This is a genomic window from Mycobacterium sp. E3305, from assembly GCF_001666785.1.
Classification (GTDB): Bacteria; Actinomycetota; Actinomycetes; order Mycobacteriales; family Mycobacteriaceae; genus Mycobacterium.
Map to the genome: position 1 here is coordinate 1 of NZ_LZJA01000279.1, position 10,933 is coordinate 10,933.

10 protein-coding genes and 1 pseudogene are annotated in these 10,933 nt (G+C 69.6%); 6 read left to right on the forward strand and 5 right to left on the reverse strand.

Annotation, left to right across the window (positions count from 1 at the left end; translation table 11 throughout):
- A partial coding sequence (locus tag A5701_RS24170; RefSeq protein WP_231972877.1) for an SDR family NAD(P)-dependent oxidoreductase occupies positions 1 to 771 on the forward strand: 771 nt, incomplete at its 5' end.
- Here A5701_RS24170 and A5701_RS24175 read toward each other — a convergent pair.
- Both A5701_RS24175 and A5701_RS24180 read right to left on the reverse strand, forming a co-directional pair.
- The gene (locus A5701_RS24175; RefSeq protein WP_067760297.1) at positions 768 to 1,373 is read right to left on the reverse strand and encodes a class I SAM-dependent methyltransferase; all 606 of its coding nucleotides are present in this window, start codon (positions 1,371 to 1,373) and stop codon (positions 768 to 770) included. The genes A5701_RS24170 and A5701_RS24175 overlap by 4 nt on opposite strands.
- A 40-nt stretch (positions 1,374 to 1,413) precedes the next feature.
- Positions 1,414 to 2,799, reverse strand: a complete 1,386-nt coding sequence (locus A5701_RS24180) for a 13E12 repeat family protein (RefSeq protein ID WP_369807446.1) — start codon at positions 2,797 to 2,799, stop codon at positions 1,414 to 1,416.
- A 145-nt stretch (positions 2,800 to 2,944) separates the two neighbouring features.
- On the opposite strand from A5701_RS24180, the gene A5701_RS24185 reads away from it, so the two are divergent.
- The 5 genes from A5701_RS24185 to A5701_RS24205 all read left to right on the forward strand — a co-directional run bounded on the left by A5701_RS24185 (position 2,945) and on the right by A5701_RS24205 (position 7,072).
- Positions 2,945 to 3,892 (forward strand): DUF4129 domain-containing protein, encoded by a 948-nt coding sequence (locus A5701_RS24185; protein WP_067760301.1) that lies wholly within the window; start codon positions 2,945 to 2,947, stop codon positions 3,890 to 3,892.
- Positions 3,889 to 4,371: a hypothetical protein gene (locus A5701_RS24190; RefSeq protein WP_067760303.1), complete on the forward strand. Its 483-nt coding sequence runs from the start codon at positions 3,889 to 3,891 to the stop codon at positions 4,369 to 4,371. Before A5701_RS24185 ends, A5701_RS24190 begins: the two co-directional genes overlap by 4 nt.
- The gene (locus A5701_RS24195; RefSeq protein WP_067760305.1) at positions 4,368 to 5,342 is read left to right on the forward strand and encodes a MoxR family ATPase; all 975 of its coding nucleotides are present in this window, start codon (positions 4,368 to 4,370) and stop codon (positions 5,340 to 5,342) included. The genes A5701_RS24190 and A5701_RS24195 overlap by 4 nt, the downstream gene beginning before the upstream one ends.
- A gap of 7 nt (positions 5,343 to 5,349) precedes the next feature.
- Complete coding sequence (locus tag A5701_RS24200) at positions 5,350 to 6,615, forward strand: DUF58 domain-containing protein (RefSeq protein ID WP_067760307.1); 1,266 nt, start codon at positions 5,350 to 5,352, stop codon at positions 6,613 to 6,615.
- A gap of 64 nt (positions 6,616 to 6,679) precedes the next feature.
- Positions 6,680 to 7,072, forward strand: a complete 393-nt coding sequence (locus A5701_RS24205; protein WP_231972878.1) for a hypothetical protein — start codon at positions 6,680 to 6,682, stop codon at positions 7,070 to 7,072.
- A gap of 2 nt (positions 7,073 to 7,074) precedes the next feature.
- Here A5701_RS24205 and nuoN read toward each other — a convergent pair whose 3' ends face one another.
- The 3 genes and pseudogenes from nuoN to A5701_RS24220 all read right to left on the reverse strand — a co-directional run.
- Positions 7,075 to 8,664 carry an NADH-quinone oxidoreductase subunit NuoN gene (gene nuoN, locus A5701_RS24210; protein WP_067760310.1) on the reverse strand — a complete coding sequence of 530 codons (1,590 nt, stop codon included), beginning with the start codon at positions 8,662 to 8,664 and terminating at the stop codon, positions 7,075 to 7,077.
- On the reverse strand, positions 8,664 to 10,262 hold the full coding sequence (locus tag A5701_RS24215) for an NADH-quinone oxidoreductase subunit M (RefSeq protein WP_197499068.1): 1,599 nt from the start codon (positions 10,260 to 10,262) through the stop codon (positions 8,664 to 8,666). The genes nuoN and A5701_RS24215 overlap by 1 nt, the downstream gene beginning before the upstream one ends.
- Positions 10,259 to 10,933 (reverse strand): annotated as a pseudogene (locus A5701_RS24220) (NADH-quinone oxidoreductase subunit L); the annotation flags it as partial. The pseudogene A5701_RS24220 and the gene A5701_RS24215, both read right to left, overlap by 4 nt.

Sequence of the window (10,933 nt, forward strand, 5' to 3'; positions counted from 1 at the left end):
GCGGTGGCCGGGCGCACCGAGCAGGTGTGGGACGAGCGGCTGCCCGGCACCATCGGCGAGACGGTCGCCGACATCGAGGCGGCGGGCGGGCGCGCCGTCGCGGTCCGCGCCGACCTGACCGACCGGGACGACATCGCCCGGTTGGTCACCAGCGCACGAGAAGCATTGGGCCCCATCACGATTCTGGTCAACAATGCGGCCTTCACCGCTCCCGGACGCCCGCCGACGCCCGGCGCCGGACAGCGCGCCAAGTCCGTCAAGTCGGCGAGCGGCGCCGCCAAACCCGGGTGGCCCGGGTTCGTCAGCATCCCGCTTTCCGCGTACCGCAGGCATTTCGAGATCGCCGTCTTCGCCGCCTACGAACTGATGCAGCTGGTCTGCCCCGACATGATCGAAGCGGGTGGCGGGGCGATCATCAACATCACCTCGGTCGCGTCGAGGATCCCCGGCGACGGGCCTTATCCGGACCGCGGCGGCGGGGTGCTGCCGGGGTACGGCGGGTCCAAGGCGGCGCTCGAGCACCTGACCCAGTGCGCGGCTTACGATCTGGCCGATCACCACATCGCGGTCAACGCCCTGTCGCCGTCGAAACCGATCCTCACTCCCGGGCTGGCCTACTACGCCCGCGACTTCGATGAGACCGCCGCGGCGGACGAATTCGCCCGGGCGGCAGTTGAATTGGCGTTGGTCGATCCGGAGAAGGTCACGGGGCGCACCATCGGCCATCTGCAGGTGCTCGACGGCAGCTTCCGGCCTTTCCAGCTCGACTAGGCGGGCTTGGTCGCCGTGACGGCGTTGATGATCACGGCGTGCAGGCGCTGCCATTTCGGGGACCGGAATCCGGCCTGCAGCAGCAGGCGTTCGGCGCGGCGCCGGGTCCGGGCCTTGCCGCGACGGCCGATGGCGAGGGTCGGCAGCAGCCACAGCGAGAACTGGTCGACGAGCACCAGGCGCCCGCCGGGCCGCAGCACCCGCGCGCACTCCGTCAGCCCGGCCAGCTGGTCGGACCAGTGATCGAATGACGTGGTGCTGACGACCAGATCGAAGACGCGGTCGGCATAGTTGATCTCTTCGGCCACCCCGCGGTTGAAGCTCAACCGCGGGTCGCGGGCGAGAGTCCTTGCGACGGCGACCATCTGCGGGGCGGCGTCGATCCCGCTGAGGTGTTTGGCGTTCGGGTAGCGGCGGGCCAGCAGTCGCAACAGGTAGCCCGTTCCGCATCCGACGTCGAGCACGTACTCCGGAGCGGTGACGGTCGCGACGGCCAGGTGCGCGGTGCGATCGGCGATTTCGTGGTGCAGCCGGCCGCGCCAGCCACGGTCGTAGCCGGCGGCGCGTTCGTCGAACGCTGCGACATCGCGATGCGGCGGCACCCGCTGAGTGTCTCACCGGGGGTCCCGCTTGGCGAGCAGCTCAGTCGCCCGACTCGGGTCCCTCCGGTGGGTCGGGGTCGCCGCGCAAGAGCTCGTCCGGATGGTGAGCGTGGTTCACCTCTGGTGGCCCGTTGCCCTCCGTCCAGCCGAGCCGCCCGTCGTCGGTGACCTCGGTGCGCCATTCGTCCCGGCTCGCCGCGGCGTGGTGGCAACCGCAGGCGAAGAACAATTTGTCCGCGTCGGTTTGGCCGCCGTCCGCCCAGTCCGGGCAGTGGTGTACTTCGCAGCGGTAGCCGGGTTCGAGGCAGTCGGGCCGCGTGCAACCGCGGTCGCGGGCGTAGCAGACGAGCCTCTGGTCGGCGGTGGCGAGGCGTTTCTGGCGGCCCAGGTAGAGCGGCCGGCTGGTGTGCTGGTCGAACACCGCCAGATAGTGAATCCCCTTGGCTGCCATCCGGATCAGGTCTGGCATCGGCAGTCTCGAATCGCCGCCCGTTCGGGCCGGCCCGGGCATCGGAACCGACGAGTCGACGACCGCGTGTGCGGCGCGGTCGAGTTCGGCCAACGTGGTCGTGACGACCACCGTGACCGGGTGGCCGCGGTGCGTCCCGAGCTCGCCGGAGGCGACGGCGGTTTCGAGGCCCCATTTGAACGCGTCATGGCAGCGTTGCGCCGGTGTGCGCCGATCGCGCACATCCGGGTCGTTGGCGGCCGAGTCCGGTTGGTGGCGTCCGGGCCGCACGGCCCCTTCGACGGCTTCGAAATAGGCGCGGGCCTCGGGGTCGAGCAGCCCGGACAGCCGCGACATGCCGTCGGGCCCCTGCGGGCCCAGGTGCAATCGGCGGCGGCGGGCCCGATCCTCGTCGTTGAAGAGGCCGTCGGGATTGAGGTGGTCGGCGATCCGCCGGCCGAGCTTGGCGACGATCCCGGCGTCGAGTTTGGTCGCATGCCGCACCAGCGTGTGCTCGGCGTCCGCCACATCCAGGGGCGACACGCGCGCGGGGAGCACGTCCACGGCCGCGCAGATCGCGCGAATGTGGTCCTCGCCGACCGCACCCGCCGCCACCGCGGCCGCCAGTTCCGGGAGCTCCGGGGGCACGGGCGGCCCGGTCAGCGAGCGCCGCGGGCGGATTCGGGCCCCGAGCCGGAACCGGCGGGTGATCTCGTTGGGCGTGATGCGCAGCCGCGCCCACAGCTTGTCGCGGACCGCCGGCACGAACCCGCCACCGTCGGGCGGGTCGGCGATTTCGGCGAAGAACCGGTACATCAGCCCCCGGTTGGTGCGCTCCTGGGTCTCCAGCCGTTCGGCCACCTCGAGCCGGAATTCGTTGCCGACGACATCCGAGGACACCACCCGCAGCGCGTCGTGGGCGGCGTCGATCGCGTCGAGAGCGGCGCCAATTCGCTCCCGTGCCTGTTCGGCGCCCATCCGAAGACTCATCCCCCCACGCTATCGAACATGTATTCGAATGATCGCCGCCTAACCGAGATCTGTGGATGGATCACGGACTGTGGATAACCCCCGCTCTGACGTGCCAGGATGAGGCAAAGCCAACCGGTCGAGTGGTGTGCCAATGCCTGGTGTGGACAAGGCCACGGGGCGGGTCGTCGCCCTGATCGTGCTGCTGCTCGTCGTCTCGGCCGCTCTGCGCGGGTATCTGCCGGCCGCCCACCACGGGCCGCGCGGCGAAGCCGCCGGCGGAGGTGCGGCGCTGATATTCGTGGTGGCGATCCTCGGGGGCGCGCTCACGCTGGTGGCGATCGCGGTCATCGCGCGGCTGCGGGACCCGCGCGCGGCGGCCCCGCAGGCCGGCCAGCTGTCCGAGATGCTCGGCACCGGCAGGGGCAGGCCGAGCTGGCGCGTCTTGCTCATCGGGCTGGCCGTGATCGTCGCCTGGCTGTTGATCGTGCTGGCCGGGTCCCGCCTGTTGTCCTCCCACGGCGCCGGCCAGGCGCCACCCCCGCCGGCGACCGGCGCCCCGTCGGCCGAACAGCCCAACGCGCAGGAGCCGCGGCGGCCACATCCACCGAACGGGGACATGTTCGGCATCCTGCTCGCCGCGACCGTTCCGATGATGTTGATCATCGCCACCGGAACGGTCGTCATGTCGCGGCGCCGGGGGCGCGCGGTGACACCGGTCACCGTCGCCGATGACTTCGTGGGATCGCCGGCGCCGCCGACCCGCTCGGAATCGCTGGCGCGCGCGGCCGAACGCGGGCTGGCCGAGATGGCCGATCTCAGCCGCGAGCCGCGCGAGGCGATCATCGCCTGTTATGCGGCGATGGAGCGCGAGCTCGCCAATGTGCCCGGCGCCGCCCCGCAGGACTTCGACACCCCGACCGAGGTGTTGGCCCGGGCGGTCGAGCATCATGCACTGCACGCCGACAACGCCGTCCAACTGGTGAGCCTGTTCGCCGAGGCGCGCTTCAGCCCGCACGTCATGAACGAGGGCCACCGCGACGTGGCGGTGCGCGTTCTCCAGTTGGTCCTCGACGAACTGAGATCCCGGAGTCCAGCATGAAAAAGACTCTGGCCCTTGGCATCTGCCTGATCGTCGGGATCGAGCTGCTCGCGCTCATGCTTCAGGATCGACGGTTGGTGTTGGCCGCCTCCGGTGGTGCCCTCGCCCTGGTGTTGCTTACAGTCCGTCGCGTGCTGGGCCGCGGCATGCATAACGAGGGCGAAGCGGAGTCCGACGACCTCGGCGATTCGTTGCGCCGCTGGCTGGCCAACACCGAGACGACGATCCGTTGGTCGGAGTCCACCCGGGTCGACTGGGATAGGCACCTGCGTCCCATGCTCGCGCGCCGATACGAATTGGCAACGGGCGAAAGGCGATCCAAAGACCCCGCGGCGTATCAGGCGAGCGGTCAGATGCTCTTCGGGAGCGAACTGTGGGAATGGGTTAATCCGAACAACGTCGCACCGACCGGCGACCGGCGACCCGGTCCCGGCCGTGGGGCGCTGGAAGAGATTCTGCGAAAGTTGGAACAGGTATGACGCTGCCGGCGGCAACAACCACAGCGCACTGCGAGGCGGTGCTCGACGAGATCGAGCGTGTGGTGGTGGGTAAGCGTTCCGCGCTCACGCTCATCCTCACCGCGGTGCTCGCGCGGGGCCACGTCCTGATCGAGGACCTGCCCGGCCTGGGCAAGACGCTGATCGCCAGGTCGTTCGCCGCCGCGCTGGGTCTGCAGTTCACCCGCGTGCAGTTCACGCCGGACCTGCTGCCGGCGGACCTGCTGGGCTCGACCATTTACGACATGCAATCGGGCCGTTTCGCCTTCCGGCCCGGACCCATCTTCACCAACCTGTTGCTCGCCGACGAGATCAACCGCACGCCGCCCAAGACGCAGGCGGCGCTGCTGGAAGCGATGGCCGAAGGCCAGGTGAGCATCGACGGCGAAACACACCAGCTGCCAAAGCCATTCATCGTCCTCGCGACCGACAACCCGATCGAGTACGAGGGCACCTATCCGCTGCCCGAAGCGCAGCTCGACCGGTTCGCGATCCGCCTGGAACTGCGTTACCTCTCCGAGCGCGACGAGACCGCGATGCTGCGCCGCCGCCTCGATCGCGGGTCGAACGAGCCGACCGTCAACCAGGTCGTGGACGCGCACGACCTGCTCGCGATGCGGGAATCGGTCGAGCAGGTGACGGTGCACGAAGACGTGCTGCACTACGTTGTCTCGCTGGCCAACGCCACCCGGCATCATCCCCAGGTGGCGGTGGGCGCCAGCCCGCGTGCCGAACTCGACTTGGTCCAACTCGCCCGCGCCCGTGCGCTTTTGCTCGGCCGCGACTATGTCATCCCCGAGGACGTCAAGGCGCTCGCCGTCCCGGCCGTCGCGCACCGAATCACCCTGCGCCCGGAGATGTGGGTGCGAAAGATTCAGGGCGCCGACGTCGTCGGTGAGTTGCTGCGCCGTCTGCCGGTGCCGCGTACCGGCGGCCAGGGTGGCTCCGGATGAGTGCGGCGTGACCGGCCGCGAGGTCGAGTTCCGCTGGCGCGCATCGCCATTGACGCGCGCCATCGCGACCTGCGCGGGGTTGGCGCTGGCGGCTGCGGTGATCGGCGCGCGGTGGCAGCTGATCGCGTTCGCCGCGCCGCTGCTCGGGGTGCTGTGCTCGATCAGCTGGCAACGACCCGTACCGACGGTCCGCGTGCACGGCAACCCGGATTCGCAGCGGTGCTTCGAAGACGACCGGGCGCGGTTGCGCATTTGGGCGACGGAGGAGGGCCACGCTTTGGGAACCTCCGCGGTCGAGGTGACGGTGCCACCCGTCGAGGGCATGCAGCTCGACGTTCTCGATGCCGACTTCAGGGAAGCCAAAACGGTTGCGGCCGCGGCGCAACGCTGGGGCCGCTACTCCATCCGGGCCCGGGTCGACGCGGTCGCCCGGGGCGGGCTGCTGTCCGGCACGGCCCTGGTCGACGCCGCGGAAGTCATCGTGTTTCCGCTGACGCCGCCCCAGTCGACGCCCATCCCGCAGACCGAGCTGCTCGACCGCCTCGGTGCCCACCTCACCCGGCACGTCGGCCCGGGGGTCGAATATGCCGACATCCGCCCCTACGTGCCGGGAGACCAACTGCGCGCGGTGAACTGGCCGGTGAGCGCGCGCCGCGGCCAGCTGCATGTCACGCAGCGCCTGACCGACCGCGCCGCCGACGTGGTGGTGCTGATCGACACGTATCGGCAACCGGCGGGCCCGGCGACCGCCGCCACCGAGCGCGTCGTGCGCGGCGCCGCGCAAGTGGTGCAGACCGCCCTGCGGCACGGTGATCGCGCCGGGATCGTCGCCCTGGGCGGCAACCACCCGCGGTGGCTGGGCGCCGACATCGGGCAGCGCCAGTTCTATCGGGTCCTCGACACGGTGCTCGGCGCCGGCGACAGATTCGAAAACACCACGGGCACTTTGGCGCCCCGCGCGGCCGTCCCCGCCGGCGCGATCGTCATCGCCTTCTCGACGTTGCTGGATACCGAATTCGCGCTCGCGCTGATCGATCTGCGCAGGCGCGGCCACGTCGTCATCGCCGTCGACATCCTCGACAGCACTCCTTTCGAGGGCGAGCAGGATCCGCTGGTGAATCGGATGTGGGCGCTGCAGCGTTCCGCCATGTACCGCGACATGGCCACCGTCGGCGTCGACATCGTGTTGTGGCATCAGGACGGCGGATTGGAGCAATCCATGGGTGTGCTCCCGGACCGCCGCCGGCGGGTGCGGGGACGGCTCCGTGCCTAGCGGCGAGGCGGGCACGGTGCCGCGCCTGTGGGCCCCGGTGTTCTCCGTCGCGTTCGGTCTGCTGATGGTGGGTCTGGCCGCCGACGGCTCGCACGGGCCGGCGGTTGCCGCGTGGGTGGCGGCCCTGATCGCGGTGGCCGGGGGAGCGGTATATCGCCCTGCCACAACGCTCGCCGTGTTGCTGGTGGTGGCCACCATCGCGCTGTCCGACCCGCCGCTGGTGTTCGTCGCGCTGTCCGGGCTGTGCGCCGCCGCGTATCTCGTGTGCCGCCACGCGGCCGGCGCGTCGGCCGGGGCGGTGCTGGGCAGCTGGCCGACCGTGGTTGGCGCGGTGGGTTTTACGTTCGCCGGGTTGGTCGCGACGGCATTCCCCCTGCAATTGCCGTGGTTGCCATTGGCCGCACCGCTGGCGGCGCTGGCGGTCTACGTGCTGGCCGTGCGCCCGTTCCTGAGCTGAACTCAGTGCAGCAGTTGGGCGGCCCGATCGGCCAGGTCGAGCAGCGGCTGCGGGAAGATGCCCAACGCCACGGTGACCGCGGCGCACACCGCGATCGCCGCCTTGCTCAGAATGCCCGGCGCCACCACGTGCGGGGTGTCGTCGGTCGCCTCGGTGAAGAACATCGACACGATCACCCGCACGTAGAAGTAGGCGGCGATGCCGCTGGCGACGACACCGACGATCACCAGCGGCGCCGCGCCACCCTGGGCTGCGGCCTTGAACACGGCGAGCTTGCTGACGAAGCCGCTCGTCAGCGGGATGCCGGCGAAGGCCAGCAGGAACATCGAAAACATCACGCCCACAATGGGTGAGCGCTGGCCGAGCCCGGCCCAGTGCGCCAGGGTGGCGTCCTCGACGCCGTCGGCGTCGCGGATCAGGCCGACGATGGCGAACGCGCCGACGGTGGAAAAGCTGTAGGCCAGGAGGTAGAACAGTGTGGACGAGAGGCCCGCCTGGTTGTCGGCGATGACGCCGGTGAGGATGAACCCGACGTGGGCGACCGACGAATAGGCCAGCATGCGCTTGACGTCGGTCTGGTTCACCGCCGTGATGGTGCCCACCGCCATGGTGAGGATCGAGATGGTCCACAGCACCGGCCGCCACTGATCGTGCAGCGGCGGCAGCGCGACATAGACCACCCGCAGCAGCGCGCCGAAGGCCGAGACCTTGGTAGCCGCCGCCATGAACCCGGTGATGGGGGTCGGCGCGCCCTGGTAGACGTCCGGAATCCACGAATGGAATGGCACCGCACCCACTTTGAACAGCAGGCCGACCGCCAGCAGCGCAACGCCCACGAGCGCCATCGAGGTGTCTCCGTGCGCCGCCAGCGCGTCCCGGATGCCGGTCAGCAGCAGCGTGCCGGTCGCGCCGTAGAGCAGCGCCACGCCGTAGAGGAAGAACGCCGAGGAGAACGCGCCCAGCAGGAAGTACTTCATCGCCGCCTCTTGCGACAGCAGGCGCCGATGCCGGGCCAGGCCGCACATGAGGTAAAGGGGCAGCGAAAGCACTTCCAGGGCAACAAACATCGTCAACAGGTCGTTGGACGCCGGGAACACCATCATGCCGCCGACGGACAGCATCAACAGCGGGAACAGCTCCGTCTGCGCGGCCCCGGCCCGCTCCGCGTCCCGCTCGGCGTCGCTGCCGGGAATCGCGGAGGCCTGCGGGGTGAACGAGTCGAGGCCGGCCGGGCGGGCGACTCCCACACCCGCGGCAACCTTGCTCTCCGCCTTGGCTTGCGTGCGTTCGGCGATGAAGATCACCGCCAGCACCGCGACCAGCAGCACCGTGCCCTGCAGGTAGAGGGTGGTTCGGTCGACGGCCATGGCGCCCAGCACCGTCGCGCGGCCGGAGGCCGGGATCGACTCGGCCACCTCCACGGTCGCGAGGAATGCCGCGACCAGGCCGGCCAGGGCCAGGGTCACCTGTGCGCCATAACGGATCCGCCTGGGCAGGAACGCTTCCGCGAGGACTCCCACCACCGCGACGCCGAACACGATCAGTGTCGGGCACAGCAGGAAGTACTCGATGCTCGGGGTGGGGAGGGTCATCATCGCGGTCCTTCGGCTGTCCGGGGTGCGCGGTTGACGGCCGGCACGCTCGGCGCGGGGTCGTGCTGGCCGATCGTGGTCATGGTGCTCTCGACGGCGGGGTTGATGATGTCGAGCACCGGCTTCGGGTAGACCCCGAGCACGAACAGCAGCGCGATCAACGGTGCAACCACGACCAATTCGCGCGCCCGCAGGTCGACGATCTTCTCGTTGCCAGTGGCCACCGGCCCCGTCATCATGCGCTGGTAGAGCCACAGCATGTAGATGGCGGAGAGCACCAGCGCGGTGACACCGAACGCGGCGGCCAGCCAGTACCGGTTGAATGTGCCCAACAGCACCAGGAATTCACTGATGAACGGTGCCAGGCCGGGCAGCGACAGGGTGGCCATGGCCGAGACGAGGAACGTGCCCGCCAGGACGGGCGCCACCTTCTGCACCCCGCCGTAATCGGCGATCTTGCGGCTGCCGTGCCGGGATATCAGGAATCCCGCGATCAGGAACACCGCCGCCGTGGACAGGCCGTGGTTGAGCATGTACAGCGTCGACCCGCTCTGCCCCTGGCTCGTCATCACGAAGATGCCCAGGATGATGAACCCGAAGTGGGAGATCGAGGTGTAGGCGATCAGGCGCATGACGTCCGTCTGCCCGATGGCCACGATCGCCCCGTAGATGACGCCGATGGCAGCCAGCACGATGATGAGGGGGCGGAAATACGTTGAGGCGCCCGGGAACAGCTGCAGGCAGTAACGCAGCATGCCGAAGGTGCCGACCTTGTCCATCACGGCCATCATCAGCACCGCGGTCGCGGGGGTGGCCTCGACCGCGGCATCCGGCAGCCAGCGGTGGAAGGGCCACAGCGGCGCCTTGATGGCGAACGCGAACATGAAGCCCAGGAACAGCGCCTTGAACACCGCGGAGTCGGCGCCGTAGCGACCGGAGGCGACGCCGGCCACGATCTCGCGGAAGTCGAAGGTGCCCGAACCGTGCTGCGCGGTCACCACGTACAGCCCGATCACCGCGGCCAGCATGATCAGCCCGCCGAACAGGTTGTACAGCAAGAACTTCACCGCCGCGCGTGACCTGCCCGGACCGCTCCCGAAGCCTCCGATCAGGAAGTACATCGGGATGAGCATGGCCTCGAAGAACACGTAGAACAGCAGCACGTCGAGGGCGACCACGGAGATCAGCACCATCGACTCGATGGCCAGCGTCAGAGCGACGTAGGCGTGCACGCCGCGGGGGCTGCGCCCGCCGCTTCGTGACGGGTCGTCACCGTCCCCGTCGTTCCAGCCGGCCACCTGCAACACCGGGATCAGCACCGCGGTGAGCAGCACCAGCACCACGGCGATGCCGTCCACGCCCAGGGAATAGGTGGCACCGAATGCCGGGATCCAGGAATGGCTTTCGACGAATTGGTACGTGCTGCCACCGGACTTGAAGCCCAGGGTGACGACGATCGCGACGGCCAGCGTCAGGACGCCGAAGACCAGGCCCGTCCACTTGGCGAGTCGGCGCAGCCCCGGCGGCAGGAGGATGACGAGCACCGAGCCGGCCAGCGGCACCAGCCACAGGACGCTCAGCCACGGAAGGTTGTTCACCACAGTTTCACCGCCAGGATCAGCGCGATCACCAGGACCGCGCCCGTCAGCATCGACAATGCGTAGTTGCGGGCGAAGCCGGTTTGCAGCCCCCGCAGGCGATTCGAAGTCCGGCCCACCAGCGCGGCCAGTGCGTTCACCGAGCCGTCGACGCCCGCGTTGTCGACGTCGACGAGCGCCTGGGTCAGTTCGGCTCCGGGGCGCATGAACACCTCCTCGTTGAAGGCGTCGCCGTAGAAGTCCCTGCGCGCGGCCGTCGTGACCGGCGACACGGAAAGCGGGGCCACCCGGGGGATTTCCGCTTTGGCGTACAACCGGTAGGCCACCGCGATCCCGATGGCGACGACGCCCAGCGCCAGGGCGGTGTTGACCCACACCGGGAAGGCGTGGGTGACCTCTTCGTGTTTCCCGACGACCGGCTCGAGCCAGCGCGCCAAGGTGCCCCGCCACGCCAGCAGCCCACCCGAGAACACCGAGCCGACGGCGAGCAGAATCATCGGCCAGGTCATCAGGGCGGGGGCCTCGTGGGGATGAATGCCTGGGCCCCAACGCTTTTTGCCGAAGAAGGTCATCAGCATCACGCGCGTCATGTAGAACGCGGTGACGCCCGCGCCCAGCAGCGCGGCCCCGCCCAGCACGTAACCGCGCGCGTCGCCGGCGCCCAGCGCGGC